This window comes from Streptomyces davaonensis JCM 4913, assembly GCF_000349325.1.
Lineage (GTDB): Bacteria > Actinomycetota > Actinomycetes > Streptomycetales > Streptomycetaceae > Streptomyces > Streptomyces davaonensis.
The window spans coordinates 8487139-8504572 of sequence record NC_020504.1; the positions used below are offsets into that span (position 1 = coordinate 8487139).

Genomic DNA, 17434 nt, shown 5'->3' on the forward strand with positions numbered 1-17434 from the left:
CCCGCCCGCGCCCTAGCGTTGCCGCCCCGACCTGCCCTTTCGAACACCAGGAGTGGACCTCATGTCCTCAGCGACCACCTCGGCGACCACGTCCGCGCCCCGGCTTCGACCGGCCGCGCTGTGCGGTGCGTTCGCCGGACTGCTCATCGCCCTGTCCGCACTGGTCGAGGCGTTCACCGGGGAGACCTCGGCGACCAGTTGCCTGCTCGCGGTCTCGCCCGCGTTCGCGCTGCCGCTGCTCACCGCGCTGCATCTGGCGCAGGGCGCCGCCACGGGCCGGTACGCGGACACCGCCCACACCCTGAACGTCATCGGGCTCGGCCTGTTCGGCGGTGGGGCGTTCGCCGCGAACCTGGTCCTGTTCTACTTCGACGAGGAGGTCATCGAGGAGACGCTGACCGGACCCACCGTCCCGGTTCTCCTCGGCTCGGCGGCCGTCTTCGCGGTGGGCTGCGCCGCCTTCGGGGCGGCGATGATCCGGGCCCGCGTCTTCCCGAGGGTTCCGTCGTGGGGATACGCCGTCGTCCTGCCGCTGTTCGCGTTCCTGACCGCGCTGCCCGACTCGCCGCTCACCATCGCCCTGCACATCATGGTCGGCACGATTCTGGTGTGGCTGTCGGCAGCGCTGTCAGGATCCCGGACGCTCGTCGTGCGCGGTTAGGCGGCCGGTGCCTTGTCCTGCTCGGCCCGCAGGACCTGGCGGCGGTGCTCGCCCTTGGGCCAGTGGTGGGAACCGGGCTTGCGGGCCTCCTTCACCAGGTGCTTGACGCTGAACGCGCAGGACATCTCCTTGAGCCTCGCGCCCGCGCGACCGCCGACGTAGAGGCGCATCGCGGTGTCGTTCTTGTGCGCGAACTGGAAGATGCCCATCCCGCGCCCCAGGCTGATGCACATGGCCGGGAACGACAGGTCGACGGGCTCGGCCGGCCGGTCCGCGAGCCGGTTGAGCACCGTGTCGGCGGCGTGCGCGCCCAGGCATCCGGCGGCGTAGGCGCTCATCCGGAACGGCAGGCCCGACGGGGCTGCCGAGTCCCCGGCCGCGATGATGCGCTCGTCGTCGACGCTGGTCAGGGTCTCGTCCGTGAGCAGGCGCCCCGCCGAGTCGGTGCTCAGCCCGCTGCGCGCGGCCAGCTCGGGCACCCCGAACCCGGCGGTCCAGACGGTGACCTCGCTCGGCAGTTCCCGGCCGTCCGCGAGGCGTACGGCATCGCGGGTCACCGACGTCACCTTCGTGCCGGGACCGTCGAGGACGGTCACCCCGAGCCCGGTGAGCCGCTTGACGGCGGTACGCCGGGCCCGGGGGTGGAGGTACGGGCCGAGCACGCCGCCGCAGGCCAGGGTCACCCGGCGTCCCTGCTGGGCGAGTTCGCCGGCGGTCTCGATGCCGGTCGGGCCGCCGCCGACGACCGTGACCGCCGCCGTGGCGGGGGTGTCGTCGAGGACCGACCGCAGCTTCCGGGCCGCCTCCAGGGTGGCGACGGGGTGGGTGAACTCGGCCCCTGGCACGCGCGGCGCGGCGCCGACGCTGCCCACCGCGTAGACCAGGTAGTCGTAGCCGAGGACACTGCCGTCCGACAGCTCGACCCCGCGCCCGTCCCGGTCGATCCGGGTCACGCTGTCGACGGCCAGCCGGACCCGCTCGGCCAGGACCTCGCGGTAGTCGACGACCGCCTCGTGGGTTCCGCCCACCAGCTGGTGCAGGCGCAGCCGCGGGACGAAGGCGGGCCGGGGGTTGATCACGGTCACGGTCACGTCGGCGCGCTGCGTCAGCCGGTTCGCGGCCATGACGCCCGCGTATCCTCCGCCGATCACGACCACGTGGGAGTGCTGGGTCATGGTGTCTTCTCCGCTCCAGAGGTTCGGGCTCCGTTTTCACGGGTTCGGCCTCAAGACACCGCGCGGACGATCGCTGTGACAGCTCGTGACCCGGATCACTCGACGGGCGGCTGAGTAGGCTTCGGAGCATGCGGATCTCCGTCTCCTCCGACATGGACGAACCCGTCGCCCGCCATCTCCTCGCGGAGCTGGAGCGGCGCGGCCACGAGACCGTGCCGTACGGCGCGCTGCGGCCCGGCGACGACCCCCAGTGGGCGGTCTGCTCCGAGGCCGCCGCCCGCGAGGTCGCCGCCGGGACCGCCGATCAGGCCGTGGTCTGCTGCTGGACCGGCACCGGCGCCTCCATCGCCGCCAACAAGGTGCCCGGGGTGCGCGCGGCCCTGTGCACGGACGCCTACACGGCGGACGGCGCCCGCCGCTGGAACGACGCCAATGTGCTCGCCCTCAGCCTGCGGCTGACCTCCGAGCCGCTGCTGAAGGAGATCCTCGACGCCTGGTTCGCGGCGGAGGCCAGCGAGGACGCCGAGGACCGCGCGAACGTGGCCCACCTGGGGCGGCTGGAGGGGTAGCTCAGCACTCGGTGTTGACGACCCATGCCGCCTCCGGAGTCGACAGGCGGTGGACGGTCACCGAGGTGCCCGCCAGCAGTGCCAGCACCAGGACCAGCGGCGCGACCGGCTGGTCGCGCACCAGGAACGCCGCCCCGATCAGGGCGCCGAGCAGCACGGCGAGGACGGAGAGCAGACGGCGGCCGGGGTGCGCCGCCGCGCCGCCGCCCGGGGTGGAGTCCGCGGCCAGGCCGGCGAGGGTCCGGGTCATCACCGTGGTCGTCATGTCCGGCACGCTCAGGCGCAGGGCCGTCGCGTTCTGTAGGCCCATGGCCAGCGCGAGGAGCACGATCAGCGGGTAGCGGACGCGGGTGGTGACCTCCCCGTCCGCCACCGCGGTCACCACCAGGGCCGCCGTGACCAGGACCGACTGCGCGATCGTCGCCGCCCTCAACAGGCGCCCGCGGTGCGTCGCGTACCGGGCGCCGACCCGGCCCCCGACCACCGCGCCGGTCAGGAACGAGGCCATCGCCACGACGGAGGCGAGCGCGGACAGGTCCTCGGCGCCCGCGAGCGCGAACCCCAGGAAGATCACGTTGCCCGTCATGTTCGCCACGAAGACATGGCCGAGGGTGAGAAAGCTGACGGCGTCGACCACGCCGGTGACCAGCGTCAAGGCCAGCATCAGGGGCGGCAGCGGGCCCTGCGGATCGCCGCGGCGCGGAACGAACGTACGGGCCGCGTCAGCGAGCAGCCTGCGCATACCGGGTCCTCTCTCGAAGCCGCCGAGCCGGAGGCGCAGCATCTGTACCCCGGGTGCGGTGGCGACGATTCCTGCCGTGCGCCGGAGGAGCGAAAGGACCGGACCGGCGAGGGCATGCGTGTTCGAGTCACCCCGGTGTAATCGGCCACGCCGGATTGTGTACGACTCGGGGAGGCCGAACGTGCGTGTCACCGGGGACGGGACGCGGGCACGGGCCTTCCACCGCTGTGCAGGCTTCGGCGCGGCACCCCACTGTGAAGAGCCTGTGAACCACCTGGCCGGGGCGCGCAGGCAGGATGTGCGGATGCCGCGCCGCCGCCTTCACCAAACCCCCTTCCCGGCTGGCCTGAAGGCGTCTTGTTGCGTCAACTCGAAACACACCAGGGTGGATCGAGCACTTGAGCATCAGGAGTCACAAGCGCGCTGCTTGACCGGGCGGACCGATACGTCCGGGCACTGACGGGGGAACTTGATGCGGTGCGCGCGGCCACCACCGACCAGGTTTCCGGCCCCTGCGCGCACCGCCTGTGGAACGTCTCCCTCCGCCTTCTCTTGGTGCCTTCGTCCCGGTGCCCGAGACAGGGATAGGAGGGGGAATGCCGATGAGCGCGGTGAGCGCCGCCAAGCCGACGTATCCCGGCGTCTACGTCGAAGAGCTTCCCAGCAGCACCCGTACGATCTCGACCCTGACCACGTCCGTGACCGCCTTTGTGGGCCACACCCGGCGCGGTCCGCTCAACGAGCCCGTGCGCGTCACGAGCTTCACGGAGTTCGAGCGCCGCTTCGGCGGCCTGAGCGCGCAGAGCGCCGTCGGTCACGCGGTCCACCAGTTCTTCGGCAACGGCGGCACCGTCGCCGTCATCGTCCGCGTCGCCAAGTCCGGCAGCGGCAAGGCCGCCTGCGTCACCCTGGAGTCCACCGAGGGCCACAGCGAGAGCCGGGCCTTGGAGGTGCACGCCAAGGAGCCCGGCGTCTGGGGCAACGGCCTCCGGGTCGCCGTCGACCACGACACCCCGTGCCCCGACGACACGTTCAACCTGCGCGTGTACGACGCCCGGGGCGAGGCCCGCGAGAGCTTCACCGGCCTGTCGATGGACTCCTCCGACGGCCGCCACGCACCCACCGTGATCAACGCCGGCTCCCGGCTGATCCGCGTCGAGGCCGTCGGCGAGGGCCGCCCCGACCCGTCCGGCACCGTCTCCAAGCCCTTCGGCGGCGAACTGCCCGACCTGGCCGTCGATCTGACGGTCAAGATCGGTGACGTGGAGCGCGAGTTCACGCTCTACGACCCCGACTGCGACGGCGAAGCCCCGTGCACCGTCGCCGAGTTGGCGCTGCTGCTGGAACGCAAGCTGCGCGCCCTGCCCGACGCCCCCGGCAAGCACGCCTTCGCGGGCGCCGAGGTCACCGCGTTCGGCCGCCGGATCCAGGTGGTCGCGGGCTCCACCGACCCCGAGGACGTCGTCCGCTTCCTCGGCGAGTGCGCCAACGACCTGGGCCTTGAGGCCTCCGTCAACCCGCCGGTGTTCCCGCTGGAGGGCGGCGAGGACGGCGCGCCGCCCGGACCGCGCGACCTCATCGGTTCCGAGGCGGGCAAGACCGGCATCCAGGCGCTGCGCGGCGTCGCCGACGTCAACCTGCTGGCGCTGCCGGAGATCTCGGCGTACGAGAAGACCGAGGACATGCTCACCGTCGTCTCGGCCGCGCAGCGGCTGTGCGAGGAGCGCCGGATCTTCCTCCTCGTCGACGCGCCGAGCACCTGGGTCAGCGTGGACACCGCGCGCGCCGGGCTCGCCGCCTTCGACGCCGTCCGCGGCAACCACGCGGGCCTGTACTTCCCGCACATCCAGCTCACCGACCCGCTCACCGGGCGGCTGCGCGCCTTCCCGCCGTCCGGCGCGGTCGCCGGCGTCATCGCCCGCACCGACTCCGAGCGCGGCGTGTGGAAGGCACCGGCCGGCACCGAGGCCCGCCTGATCGGCGTGCGGTCGCTCTCCGTCGACCTCACCGACCGGGAGACCGGACTGCTCAACCCGCTCGGCGTCAACTGCCTGCGCACCTTCCCCGTCACCGGACCCACGGTGTGGGGTGCCCGCACGCTCCAGGGCTCGGACGCCCTCGACAGCGAGTGGAAGTACGTGCCGGTGCGCCGCCTCGCCCTGCACGTCGAGGAGAGCCTCCAACGCGGCCTGCAATGGGTGGTGTTCGAACCCAACGACGAGAACCTGTGGCAGCAGATCCGCCTCAGCGCCTCCTCCTACCTGCACACCCTGTTCCGGCAGGGCGCCTTCAAGGGCGGCACCCCGCGCGAGGCGTACTTCGTCAAGTGCGACAGCGACACCACCACGGACGAGGACATCGCGAACGGCGTCGTGAACGTCCTGGTCGGCATCGCGCCCGTGCGGCCCGCCGAGTTCGTGATCGTCAAGATCCAGCAGACGTCCGGGCAGTTCGAGCTCTAAGGATCCCGAGGACATTTTCGATGGCTGAGTTCACGGTCAACGCCCATCGCTTCGACCCCTACAAGAACTTCAAGTTCCTGGTCCTGTGGGACGGTCGGACGGTCGCGGGCATCAGCAAGATCTCCCCGCTGAAGCGGACCACGGAGGTCGTCAAGCACCGGCACGGCGGCGACCCCTCCTCGCCGCGCAAGTCCCCGGGCCGCTCGGAGTTCGAGGGCATCACCCTGGAGCGCGGGGTCACCCACGACCCCGAGTTCGACCGCTGGGCCAACAAGGTCTGGCAGGTCGGCGCCGGCCTCGGCTCGGAGGTCTCGCTCGCCGACTTCCGCAAGGACATCGTCATCCAGGTCCTCAACGAGGCCGGCCAGGTCGCCGTCTCGCACAAGCTGTACCGGACCTGGCCGAGCGAGTACCAGGTCCTCGGCGAACTGGACGCCAACGCCAACGCGGTGGCCATCCAGACGCTGAAGCTGGAGTGCGAGGGCTGGGAGCGGGACTACGAGGTTCCCGAGCCGGAGGAGCCCTCCTTCCTCAACCCGGCCTGAGACACGGGGAGTCGGGGGACATGACGGACACGGGGGCGGCCGGACTGCTGGCCACCTGGGAGGCCGGACTCGCCGAGGCCCCGGCCGGGCGCGCGCTGCTGCTGCACCGCACCGCCCGGCCGGACCTCGACGGCACCGCACTGCCGGTACTGCCGGTGGGCCAACGCGAATCGGATCTGTTCGCGCTGCGCCGGGCGCTGTTCGGGGACCGGATGCAGGTACGCCTGGAGTGCTCGGCGTGCGGTGCGGACATGGAGTTCGACCTGGACGCCGGGCAGTTCGCGCTGCGGACGGACGGCCAGGAGGTGACGGTCTCCGAGGGCGGCTGGGAGGTGGCCTTCCGGCTGCCCGGCATCGCCGACCTCACGGCGGCGGCCCGGTCCGGCGACCCGCGCGCGGCCCTGCTCGCACGCTGCGTGGTCTCGGCGACGCACCACGGGACGGCGGCACCGGCCGGCACCCTGCCCGCCCCGGTCCAGCGGCGGATCGCCGAGGCGGTCGAGGCCGCCGACCCCGGCGCCGATGTGACGCTCAACGTGGCCTGCCCCGACTGCGGGCAGGCCACCCGGGCGGAACTCGACATCGCCTCCTACCTCTGGACCGAACTGGACGCCTGGGCACGGGACATCCTGCTCGACGTCCATCTGCTCGCCGCCGCTTACGGCTGGAGCGAGCCGCAGATCCTGGCGCTCAGCCCGCTGCGCCGCCGCTACTACCTGGAGTTGTGTGCGGATGTCTGACGCCGAGGGGACGCCGGTCCCCGACTTCCTCGACCGGCTGCTCGCCCGGCACGCACCGGCGGCGGCACCCCGCCCGGACGTGGCCCGGCTACGGCCCCGGCTCCCCGGCCCGTTCGAACGCGTCGAGGCGGTACGGGGCACCGCCCAGGAACCGGACGAGACCACGCCCGCTGTCGCCCTGTGGCCGACGGCAGCACCGCAACATGACGCGCCGGGGCGGACCGAGGTCCGGCTCCGCACGGAACGGGAGCGGACGGTAGTACGCACGGAACACACAGTGGAGGAGCGGGAGTTGAGCCCCACTCCGGTCCCGCTCACGGCCCCGCTGCTACGCCCTGCGGCGCCGGTCGCGCCCCGGGCCGTCCCCGAGCCGGCGCGGCGCGCCCCGGCGGCCCGGGGACGGCAGGAGCGGAGTCCCGACAAGGGCCCGGCCACCGTCCCCGCGGGCAGGGAGGCCCCGTCAACCGCCCCCGTGCCCACCCCTTTGCGGCCCACCGCCGCGGACACGGCGGCGGCCCGCGACGCCGTCCGGCAGGCCGCGGCCCGTCGGCCGTCGCGGCAGCCGGAGCAGGTGGTGCAGGTGCAGATCGGGCGGCTGGAGGTGACGGCCGGACCGGCTCCGTCCGGCGGCACCCGGCAGCGGTCCCCCGAACACAGCCGTCCGGGCGCGACGTTGAGCCTCGCCGACTACCTGGCGCGCGGACGGGAGTGACATGCGGCACGAGATCCACGAGGGAACCGAGGAACGGACGTCATGAGCAACGCACTCGTCATCGCGCATGTCACCCAGGCCCTCGCCCTGCTCATCGAGTCCAATCTGGGGCCGGAGTTCGGCGCGGCCGTCAAGGTGGAACCGCGCAAGCCGCCCGCCGACCCGCCCGCCGAGCCGACCATCACCGTGTTCCTGTACCAGGTCACGCCCAACACCTCGCAGCGCAACAACGACCTGCCGACCCGGGCGTCCGACGGCACGCTGGTCAAGCGCCCCGCCGCCGCCCTGGACCTGCACTTCCTGATCAGCGCTTATGGCGAGGAGGCCGAACTGGTCGGCCAACGGCTGATCGGCGCCGTCGTGCGCGCCCTGCACGAGATACCGGTGCTGCCCAAGGACGTCATCGAACAGGCCGGTGAGCGCCCGTATCTGGCGGGCAGCGACCTCGCCGACGCCGTGCAGCGGGTGCGCTTCACGCCGACCGTGATGGACATCGACGAGGCGTCGAAGCTGTGGGGGATGCTCCACCAGACGCCCTACTCGCTGTCGGTGGTCTATCAGGCGTCCCTCGTCTTCGTCGACGGCCGCGAGTCCCCGGTGCCCGGAAAGCCGGTGCAGCGTTCGGTGGTGCGGGTGCTGCCGTTCGGGTCGCCGGGGGCACCGGTGCCGCCAGGCGCGGGCCCGCGGCCCGAGGAGCCTTCGGCCTCGGCAGGTGAAGACGACGCGACACCTGCCACCACGCCCGCCAAGAAGGCCGCGAGGCCCCCCGCGAAGACCCCGGCCCGCACTCGAAAGAAGAGTACGGCGCCCCGCCCCAAGGGCGACGGCGAGCGGAACTGAGACGACGGACCAACGAGCGGGGGCAGGTGAGCACATGACGACGGACACAGGGGCCGAGAGCCCGTCACTGACCACGGAGATCCGGCGCGTACTGGCCCGCGTCGACGCCCACGCGGCGGGCACGACGGTCCCGCCGGAGACACCGGAGCGCACCCCCGCGCCCAGTGGCCCCGGCACTGCCCCCCTGGACGCGCTCGTCACCTGCTTCGGGCTCACCTCCTTCGAACGGGACGTCGTACTCCTCGCCGCCGCCCAGGAGTTGGAGCCCACGACCGCGGCCCGCTGCGCAGCAGCCGGCGGCGACCCCGAACGGACGTACCCCACCTTCTCCCTCGCGCTGGCCGCGCTGCCTGAACCGCACTGGAGCGCCCTCACCCCCGTAGCGCCGCTGCGCCGTTGGCGAATCGTCGAACTGGACGACACCGCCCGCCTGACCACCACTCGGCTGCGCCTCGACGAACGCATCCTGCACTTCCTGCTCGGCTCCCCGTATCTGGACGCCCGCCTGCACGGCCTACTGCGCCGCACTCCCGTCCCGGACCGGCTGCCCTCCTCGTACGACCTGGCCGCGAGCCGGGTCGCCGAGGGCTGGACCACCGTCACCGGCCCTGACACCCCGCCGGTCGTCGAGATCACCGGCGGCGATCCGCGCAGCCGGGCGGACATCGCCGCCGCCGCTGCCGCCCGCGCAGGGCTCGGCCTCTACACCGCCGCCGCCGAGGACATCCCGGCGGACCCCGCCGAACGCGACGCCCTCGCCCGCCTCTGGCAGCGCGAGGCGATCCTGCTGCCCGCCGCGCTCCTGGTGGCGGCGGGCGACCTGGACCGCGACCAGCGGGCGGCCACCGAGGCGTTCCTGTCCGCGGCCGCCGTACCCGTCGCGGTGTCCAGCGAGGACCCACTGCGCACCGACCGCGCCCACGCGGCCCGGGTTTCGGTGCCGAGACTGGACGGCGAGGAGCAACTCACGCTCTGGGCAGACGCGTTCCAGCCGGTCGCCGACCTCGACGACACCGAACTGCGCTCCCTGATCGCCCAGTTCCAGCTCTCCCCGCACGTCGTACGCTCAGCCGCCGCCACCGTGCGCCGCCGCCTGCCCTTCGAGGACCGCCTCGACGCCGCCCAACTCGCCTGGCGCGCCGGTCTCGAGGAGGCTCGCGTCGGCATGGACGAGCTCGGCCGGAGGATCGAACCGCAGGCCGGCTGGGACGACCTGGTCCTGCACGAACGCCAGACCAGTGTGCTGCGGGAGATCGTCGCGCACGTCCGGCAGCGGGCCACCGTCCACCAGGAGTGGGGATTCGCCGCCACCCTGCGCCGCGGCCTCGGCGTCACCGCGATGTTCGCCGGCGGCTCCGGCACCGGCAAGACCCTGGCCGCCGAAGTGATGGCACGGGAACTCGGCCTGGACCTCTTCGTGATCGACCTCTCCCAGGTGGTCAGCAAATACATCGGCGAGACCGAGAAGAACCTCCGCCGCGTCTTCGACGCCGCCGAACGCGGGGGCGCGCTGCTCCTGTTCGACGAGGCCGACGCGCTGTTCGGCAAGCGCAGCGAGGTCAAGGACAGCCATGACCGGTACGCCAACCTGGAGGTCAGCTATCTGCTGATGCGGATGGAGGCCTACCGCGGCCTGGCCATCCTGACCACCAACATGAAGAAGGCCCTGGACACGGCCTTCATGCGCCGGATCCGCTTCGTGGTGGACTTCCCCTTCCCGGCGGAAGACGAGCGCGCAGAGATCTGGCGGCGAGTGATCCCGGCCCAAGCACCCGTCAAAGATCTGGACCCCACCCTCCTCGCCCAACTCACCGTCGCCGGCGGCTCGATCCGCAACATCGCCCTGTCCGGAGCCTTCCTCGCCGCCGAGGAGGACGACCGGCTCCAGATGCGCCACATGCTCGCCGCCGCCCGCACCGAGTACCTGAAGCTGGAGCGCTCGCTGACGCCGACGGAGGTGCGCGGATGGGTGTGACGCCGAATGAGATCCGGGTGAACGTAGGAGAGTTGGCGCTGACCGGCTTCCGAGTCGACCCCGAGCGGGTCTCCGCCGCCTTCGAGAGCGAACTGTCCCGGCTGATCCGAGCCCACGGCGTCCCCCTGGCGGCGGACGGCACGGTGACCGTCGACGCGCTCAGCGGACTGCCACCGCTGCCCGCCGGTCTCTCCGCCCGGCGCCTGGGCCAGGAACTCGCCCGCGCGGTGCACGAAGGGCTCAGCGGACACGGGGAGGTGACCCGATGAGCAACTCCCGTGCGCAGGAGGCTGGTTCCAAGCAGACGGCAGAACAGCGCCGCCGTAAGCGCAAGGAACGGGCCGCCAAGTCCCGTACTCCCGAGCCCAAGAACATGGTCAGCGGCGCCGGACAGCCCCTGGACCCGGGCGTCCGCCGGGAGTTGGAGGAACGCCTCGGTCACGACCTGAGCCGGGTACGACTGCACACGGGCCGCGACGCCGGACAGCTGACCGACTTGCTCGGCGCGGACGCGGTCGCGGTAGGCCAGGACGTCTTCTTCGGCGAGGGCGCCTACAAGCCTGGCACCGACGAGGGCCTGCGCCTGCTCGCCCACGAACTCCTGCACACCGTCCAGAACCCCCACGGCCTCGGCACCCTGCGCGCCGGCCGCGAACTGGGTGCGGTGAGCCTCCCGCAACAGGCCATCGAGCGGGAGGCGGAAACGGCGGCCCAGGATCTCGTACGGCAGCCCGAGGTGGCCGGTGCGACCGAGGTCTCGGAGGGACAGGCGACCCCGGGCTGGCTCCGGTACGCCACCGTCGACGCCGACCGGCGCCGCATGGAGCAACTGGACCCCGCGACCCTGGTGGACCGGCTGGCCAATGGCTTGCTGCGGTCCCTGCGGGGGGACCCGGAGGACCGGTCGGGGCGGGTGCGGCTGCAACTGGCGCAACTGGCACCGGAAGTGCAGGACGTGGTTCTGGACCGGCTTGGGATACGTCTGCCGACGCCTGTCGTGGACCGGTTGCTCGACCTGGTCGAGGAGACCGAGCAGGGTCCGCTGCCGTTGGACGCTGCTCCGGCGCCCGGGGCTGTGCCCGGTGGGGCTGAAGAGATCGAGGGCGAGCGGGAGCCCGAGGAGCGGGAGCCTGCCGAGGGGGAGCGGCCCGGAGCTGAGGACACCCGCGAGACCGAGGACGAGCAGGACTCCGAAGGACAAGGCCCCGACAGCGAGGACCAGGAGCCCTCGGGCGAGCGGCAGGACGGTCCTGCCCGTGTCCGCGAGCAGTCGGCCGGGCAGCAGCAGGAGCGGTCCCAGGATCGCGAGGCGGAACGGAGCGCCTCAGGCCGCGATGCCCAGAAGGACGCCGGGGACGAACGCAAGGACGCGGCGGGCACCAAGCGGGAGCAGCAGGACCAGGACCGTGCGGAGGAGAAGGAGGAGGACGCATCGGAGGAGTCCGCCCAGGAACCGGAGAAGCAGGCCGCCGAGGAGGAACCGGAGCAGGCCGGTACGGCAGCCGGGCAGGCCCCGGCACCCGCCCCGGTGGACCGCGCCGGCGCGGAGCCGGGGGAGCGGCCGCGCACCGGCGACGACCCGCGCGCCGCCCGTTCCGTCGGCGACCCGGAGAACGAACAGGACGCCGACGACGAGCCGTTGGGCCTGGAAACGGAGTCCGAGCTCGACGACACGGATTCCGAGCCGGACGGGGACGACGGAACCACCGGGCGCGCTGCCGACGGGGAGGCCCCGACCGACGACGGCACCGCCAACGACCCTCGGCTGTTCGTGCGGCGCAAGAAGTCCGCACCCCTTGCGCCGGCCCTCGGGCTCGCGGGCTCCGCGTCCGGCGCGGACGAGGCCCAGGCGGCGGTGCAGGCCGAGCCCGACGCGGACACCGCCGTACGCACGGACGAGGACGAGTCCGAGGACCGGGCCGCCCAGGAACTGGCGGAACTCATGTCCGCGGACCCGGACACCGCGCCGGACGGGGCGGCGGGGAGCAGCGGGGCCGGGCTGCCGACGGCGCCCGGTGCGGCGGGTACGGCCGCCTCGGTCGCGGGGACCGGCGCGGAGAACGACGGGGCGCCGGAACGCCAGGAGGACGCCGAGGCCGCGCGGCGCGACGAGGAGGCCCGTGCCGCGGACGGCGCCGCCGGACCGGACTCGGCACCCGCGCCCGGAGAGGCGGCCGGGCCCGAGCAGTTGGCCAAGGCCGACGAGGACGCGCGCACTCAAGCGACGGGTGCGCAGAGCGGAGCGGACGGCGGGAGCCGCGGCACGAGCGCGGGTACGGCCAAGGAGTCGGCGGGGCAGCAGACGGGAGCCGACAAGGGCTCCGAGAAGGCGGGGGACAAAGCGGGGGACAAGGCGGGGGACAAGGGTGGGACCAACGCCGCCGAGAAGCCTGCGGAGAAGCCCGCATCGAAGCCGGCGCAGCAGGGCGCGGACCAAGGCTCCACCAGCGGCCAGGACACTACCGGCGGCCGGACCGCCCTCGAAGGCAACGGCGTCACTGAAGGCAAGGGCGATGCCACGTCCTCCGGGCCCGTGACCGGGCCGGAGAAGGTGTCCGCCCCGGGCCCGGCCGCCGCCCCCGATCTGGCGCCCGGCAACGGCCCCGCTCCGCGGTCCGCGGGACCGGAGGCCCGGACCAACACGCCCAAGGGCACGCAGGCCCCGGCGGCCACCGGCTCGCGCCCCCGGCCGACGGGCGGCAAGCGGCAGGCGGCACGGCAGGCCGCGAAGACCGCGCGCAAGAGCGGCGGCGGAGGCGGCGCTCGTACGGCGTCCGCGCCAGCCCCCGTACGCAGCGGCGGGCGTGGCGGGGGCCGCGGTGCCCCGGCGGGCGGGGCCAAGGCGAAGAAGGAGGCGCCCGCGCCGGACGTCTCCAACGCCACGCCCGAGTCGGGTCTGTCGACCGCGGCGGGACTCAAACCGCACCAGATGCTGGAGACGCTGAAGGGCGTCGACGGTGCCGTGGGCCGTTCCGTCGCCAAGGAGCGGACGGCTCTTCGCAAGGCGCCGCCGAAGACACAGCGTCCGTCGGGTTCCCCGCGCACGGTCCCCGGCGGCCCCACGCCCGCCGCGCCAGGGGCGTACACCAACGCCAAGGTGGCCCGCACCGAGGCCGCCGCGGGAAAGACGCCCGAGATCACCGGCGAGCAGAAGCCGGAGGGCGAGGTGCCGGGTGCGAACGTGCCCGAGCCGAGCTGGTGGGACATCGGACTCACCGTGGCCGCCCAGCTGTTCGGCAAGCTCCTGAAGGAGATCCTGCCGCTCGACGACCTGATCGACTCGATCCTCGGACTGCCCACGCACGACGACGGCCTGCGCGGCGCCAAGGTGGGCGACGCCCCGCGGCTGCCGCTGGAGAACGACTCCGACCCGCAGCGCACCGACGAGCAGAGCGGCCGCCTCGACGAGCGGAAGAACGAACTGCACCGCTCGGGCCGGGAGGACGCGGCCCGGCCCATGGGCGAGGACGAGATCTACCCGGACGTCCCCAAGGAGACGCTGACCGGCAAGGTGCCCGGCGGGAAGGGCGGGGCGAAGTCGGGCGGGCCCCGGTCGGTGTCCGGGGGCGTGCCCATCGAGTCCGCGTCCGCGGTGGCCGAGCACGACCGGGGTCCGCAGATCCAGGCCGGGTTCGCCGACGGCCGCCAGAAGATGGGGCAGGAGCGCAAGGCCAAGGACAAGAAGGCCGCGGACGACCGCAAGGACTACGACGACAACCTCCAGCGCGAGGTCACCGCCAGCGGCAGGAAGCAGGCCGATGCCCGCAATAAGGGCCGCTCCGACATCGCCGACTCCCGCGACCGGTGGCGCAAGGAGCAGGACGACAAGAACGGCGAGATCGACGACAAGAAGGGCAAGAAGTACGACCAGGTCCGCAAGGACATCAAGAAGAAGGAGGAGGACACCGACAAGGACGTAGACAAGCGCACCGAGGACGACAACAAGAAGATCGAGACCGAGCAGACCAATGCCGAGCGGGACGCGGAGAAGAAGCAGGACGAGGGCAAGGACGACGCCGACAACTGGCTCGAAGAGGCGATCGAGAAGCTCAAGGAGTTCTTCGAGGGCATCAAGAACGCCATCAAGAGCATCTTCGAGAAGGCGCGCCAGGCCGTCACCGACCTCATCGACAAGTTCAAGCAACAGGTCTTCAAGCTCATCGACGACGCCCGCAACTGGGTCATCGACCAGATCAACACCTTCGCCGACGCGCTGATCGCCCTCGGCGACGAACTCCTCGCCGACTACCCGGCGATGCGCGACAAGTGGCGCAACACCATCGACGGCGCGCGCGACTGGGCCGTGGAGAAGGTGAACCAGTTCGCCGACGCGCTCAAGGAGGTCGCCGGGAAGCTGCTCGACGGGCTGTGCGGGGCGCTGCTGGCCGGGCTCGACCTGCTGGAGACCGGGCTGCTGGCGGCCGTCGACATCGCCGAGACCGTCACCGTGGGCGCGCTGGAGTTCGGTGCCGCCGCCGTCGCGGCGCTCGGCGAGTGGGCGGCCATCTTCAACGACATCGTCTCCGACCCCGGTGACTGGATCAGCAAGGCGGGGGCCGCGGCCGAGACGGGGGCCAAGGAGCATCTGTTCAACGAGGTCAAGACCGCGGTCAAGGCCTGGTTCGACCAGAAGGTCCAGGAGATCATCGGCATCCCGATGGAGGACTTCCAGGCCCTGATCGACGGCGGTGTGACGGTCGATCAGATGGCGCAGATGGCCTGGGACGAGGCGGTGCCCCAACTCCCCGTGATCATCGGTGTGCTGGTCGTGGAGAAGGTCGTCGCCAAGCTGATCCCCGGAGCCGGCTGGGTGATGGCGATCATCGACGCCCTCCAGACGGCGTGGGGCGCGCTCAGCGAGATCCTCGCCGCCTTCGGGGCCTTCATGGACTTCCTGAAGTCGGTCAAGAGCGGCAACGGCGCGCTCCCGTTCGCGAAGGCGGTCGCGGCCGGTGTCGTGGCGCTGCTGGAGCTGATCTACACGTTCCTCATCGAGGGCGTCGGCCGCTTCATGGGCAAGGTCGCGGACCGGCTCGGCGACATGCTGAAGAAGATCCGCACGAAGAAGGACAAGCCGGACGCCGGTGGGTCGGACGCGCCGGACAAGCCGAAGAACGACAAGCCCAAGGACGACCGGCCCAAGGACGAGAAGCCGAAGGACGACCGGCCCAAGGACGACGACCCGCGCGACACGGACCGGACCACCGACCGCCCGGCCCCCCGCAAGCCGTCCGCGGACCAGAAGTCCCGCCCGCCGTCCAGGCCCCGCCCCGGCAAGCGCTCCTCCCCGGAGAAGAAGCGGCGGCCCGCGCACGGCACGCGCCCGAAGAAGCGCCGCGACGACGACGAACGCCGCGAGGAGGGCCGCGACGTGAACGCGGCCCGCCGACGGGCGCGCGACGCGGACCGCAGGACCGGCGACAACGACCGCGACGACCGCACCGGCACACCCACCCGCCGGGGACCGGCCCGGGACACGCTGCGCAAGGACGACCGCGACCGGACGCGTGATCGTGACCGCGACGCCAAGGACACGCGCCCGGACCGGCGTACCGACGACCGCCGCCGGGACGACAAGGACCGCGACCGTCGCCGCGACGACCGTCCCGGACGGGTCCGCCGCGCCCGCCAGACACTCAAGTCGGCCCGCAACAGGGCCCGTCGAGCCGCCCGCAAGCTCTACGGCAAGGCCCGCCGCAGGCTCGGCAGCCGCCTGAACGACCGGCTGCGCCGGCTGCGCGACCGCTGGCGCAGGCGCCGGGACCGCATGCGCGACGACCGCGGCAGGCGCCGTCCGGGTCGGGATCGTCGTCGGGACCGGCGCGACGACACCAAGGAGGCGGTGGACCTGCCGCAGGTGCGGTTCGCCGACGCCGACGACGGCGAGCGCCACACCCTGCGGTTCCACGGCCGGGGCCCGCGTGCACCCCTGTACATCCACAGCACGCCCCAGGAAGTGCCGCCCTTCATGGCGGCCTGGCGCAAGGACCTCGACCGGCCCGAGGCGAAGCAGGACAGGGCGAAGCAGCAGGAGTACATGTCGGCGGCCGAGCAGGAGTACCGGACGGCCCTCGGCATCCAGGCGAGGATTCCCACGCAGACCGACGAGGTGAAACGGAAGCGGGAGGCCGAGAAGAACAAGCGGGAACTCGCTGCCCAGATGAAGCAGTTCGCCAACCAGGCACGCAATCGCCTCTACTTCGACGTTCCCCCGGAACTGCTCCAGCCCTTCCACAACATCTCGCTCCGCAAGGACCAGCGGCGCCCGCCCGAGAGCCATCAGTCCAAGTTCATCGGCACGCCGACGAAGACGGTCTTCGGAGGCGGCGGCCAGGACCCCGGCTCGGCTCAGCCGCCTGGCTGGGGCGATGTGACGGAACGGGGGCTGAGCGAAGGCGCCCGCTGGGTCCGCATGCACCTGCTGCCCGAGCGGATCGGCGGCAGAGCCACCGGAAACAACCTGGTGCCGGCGCGCGGTCCGGAAACGAACATCAAGGCTCGCGAAGAGATCGAGGACAAGGCATACCAGGCGATCGGGGGCACGGAAACCATCATCTGGTATCACTCCGGCGCCGAGTTCAATCACACCGACTGGCCGCACCTGCCGAGCCGCATCCATGCCGAGTTCGGCGGCTACGACAAGGTCGGCGGCACCGGAAAGAGCCGGGAGGACTGGCGCGAGAAGGGCGAGACGAAGAACTGGAGCCAGGACCCCGACCCGATCGCCGACAACGAGAAGACACGCCTGGCCATCAACTCGGTCGGCAGCCCAGCCATTCACGCCAGGCTCCTGGGACACAAGCACCCGAATCTCGCCGAGCACTTCCGCGACGCACGCAAGGACATGATCAAAAAGGGTGGCCGATTCACGCGGGACGGCGGCGAGGCTCAATTGAGAAGTGTCATGGAAGCGTACGCGAGGGGCACCAAGATCTCCTTGGCCGGATTGGATGTCATGGTGGAGAACTACGAGAAATTGATCGAGGCCGGCGAAGTGAGCTGGAGTTGAGGTG

At 72.2% G+C, this 17434-nt stretch carries 12 protein-coding genes; 10 read left to right on the forward strand and 2 right to left on the reverse strand.

The annotated features are described in order from the left end of the window. The first annotated feature begins 61 nt into the window (after positions 1-61). Positions 62-661, forward strand: a complete 600-nt coding sequence (locus BN159_RS37520) for a hypothetical protein (RefSeq protein WP_015662270.1) — start codon at positions 62-64, stop codon at positions 659-661. Here the strand turns inward: BN159_RS37520 and BN159_RS37525 are convergent. After that, on the reverse strand, positions 658-1836 hold the full coding sequence (locus BN159_RS37525; protein ID WP_015662271.1) for an NAD(P)/FAD-dependent oxidoreductase: 1179 nt from the start codon (positions 1834-1836) through the stop codon (positions 658-660). The genes BN159_RS37520 and BN159_RS37525 overlap by 4 nt on opposite strands. Positions 1837-1964: 128 nt before the next feature. Between BN159_RS37525 and BN159_RS37530 the strand changes: the two genes are divergently transcribed. Then, entirely contained in the window at positions 1965-2405 is a 441-nt protein-coding gene (locus tag BN159_RS37530) for an RpiB/LacA/LacB family sugar-phosphate isomerase (RefSeq protein ID WP_015662272.1), read from the forward strand. Position 2406: 1 nt separating this feature from the next. On the opposite strand, the gene BN159_RS37535 is transcribed toward BN159_RS37530, so the two are convergent. After that, positions 2407-3147: a YoaK family protein gene (locus BN159_RS37535; protein WP_015662273.1), complete on the reverse strand. Its 741-nt coding sequence runs from the start codon at positions 3145-3147 to the stop codon at positions 2407-2409. Positions 3148-3743: 596 nt separating this feature from the next. Between BN159_RS37535 and BN159_RS37540 the strand changes: the two genes are divergently transcribed. From BN159_RS37540 to BN159_RS37575, 8 genes are read left to right on the forward strand one after another with little or no spacing between them, the layout of a single operon-like run. Beyond that, positions 3744-5609, forward strand: coding sequence for a phage tail sheath subtilisin-like domain-containing protein (locus BN159_RS37540; RefSeq protein WP_015662274.1), 1866 nt, complete (start codon positions 3744-3746; stop codon positions 5607-5609). 20 nt (positions 5610-5629) lie between these two features. Continuing rightward, positions 5630-6154, forward strand: coding sequence for a phage tail protein (locus BN159_RS37545; RefSeq protein WP_015662275.1), 525 nt, complete (start codon positions 5630-5632; stop codon positions 6152-6154). Between the two features lie 20 nt (positions 6155-6174). Beyond that, positions 6175-6894 (forward strand): T4 family baseplate hub assembly chaperone, encoded by a 720-nt coding sequence (locus BN159_RS37550; RefSeq protein WP_015662276.1) that lies wholly within the window; start codon positions 6175-6177, stop codon positions 6892-6894. Next, the gene (locus BN159_RS37555; protein WP_015662277.1) at positions 6887-7606 is read left to right on the forward strand and encodes a hypothetical protein; all 720 of its coding nucleotides are present in this window, start codon (positions 6887-6889) and stop codon (positions 7604-7606) included. Before BN159_RS37550 ends, BN159_RS37555 begins: the two co-directional genes overlap by 8 nt. 42 nt (positions 7607-7648) lie before the next feature. Then, positions 7649-8446, forward strand: coding sequence for a DUF4255 domain-containing protein (locus BN159_RS37560; protein ID WP_015662278.1), 798 nt, complete (start codon positions 7649-7651; stop codon positions 8444-8446). Between the two features lie 34 nt (positions 8447-8480). Next, positions 8481-10421 (forward strand): ATP-binding protein, encoded by a 1941-nt coding sequence (locus BN159_RS37565; RefSeq protein WP_015662279.1) that lies wholly within the window; start codon positions 8481-8483, stop codon positions 10419-10421. Then, positions 10412-10690 carry a hypothetical protein gene (locus tag BN159_RS37570; RefSeq protein ID WP_015662280.1) on the forward strand — a complete coding sequence of 93 codons (279 nt, stop codon included), beginning with the start codon at positions 10412-10414 and terminating at the stop codon, positions 10688-10690. Before BN159_RS37565 ends, BN159_RS37570 begins: the two co-directional genes overlap by 10 nt. Then, positions 10687-17430, forward strand: a complete 6744-nt coding sequence (locus BN159_RS37575) for an eCIS core domain-containing protein (RefSeq protein ID WP_015662281.1) — start codon at positions 10687-10689, stop codon at positions 17428-17430. Before BN159_RS37570 ends, BN159_RS37575 begins: the two co-directional genes overlap by 4 nt. The last annotated feature ends 4 nt before the right edge of the window (positions 17431-17434 follow it).

Coding starts and splice junctions, on each gene's coding strand:
- BN159_RS37525 (WP_015662271.1), bottom strand. CDS start 1,836: ATGACCCAGCACTCCCACGTGGTCGTGATCGGCGGAGGATACGCGGGC.
- BN159_RS37545 (WP_015662275.1), top strand. CDS start 5,630: ATGGCTGAGTTCACGGTCAACGCCCATCGCTTCGACCCCTACAAGAAC.
- BN159_RS37560 (WP_015662278.1), top strand. CDS start 7,649: ATGAGCAACGCACTCGTCATCGCGCATGTCACCCAGGCCCTCGCCCTG.
- BN159_RS37570 (WP_015662280.1), top strand. CDS start 10,412: ATGGGTGTGACGCCGAATGAGATCCGGGTGAACGTAGGAGAGTTGGCG.
- BN159_RS37530 (WP_015662272.1), top strand. CDS start 1,965: ATGCGGATCTCCGTCTCCTCCGACATGGACGAACCCGTCGCCCGCCAT.
- BN159_RS37550 (WP_015662276.1), top strand. CDS start 6,175: ATGACGGACACGGGGGCGGCCGGACTGCTGGCCACCTGGGAGGCCGGA.
- BN159_RS37555 (WP_015662277.1), top strand. CDS start 6,887: ATGTCTGACGCCGAGGGGACGCCGGTCCCCGACTTCCTCGACCGGCTG.
- BN159_RS37540 (WP_015662274.1), top strand. CDS start 3,744: ATGCCGATGAGCGCGGTGAGCGCCGCCAAGCCGACGTATCCCGGCGTC.
- BN159_RS37575 (WP_015662281.1), top strand. CDS start 10,687: ATGAGCAACTCCCGTGCGCAGGAGGCTGGTTCCAAGCAGACGGCAGAA.
- BN159_RS37520 (WP_015662270.1), top strand. CDS start 62: ATGTCCTCAGCGACCACCTCGGCGACCACGTCCGCGCCCCGGCTTCGA.
- BN159_RS37565 (WP_015662279.1), top strand. CDS start 8,481: ATGACGACGGACACAGGGGCCGAGAGCCCGTCACTGACCACGGAGATC.
- BN159_RS37535 (WP_015662273.1), bottom strand. CDS start 3,147: ATGCGCAGGCTGCTCGCTGACGCGGCCCGTACGTTCGTTCCGCGCCGC.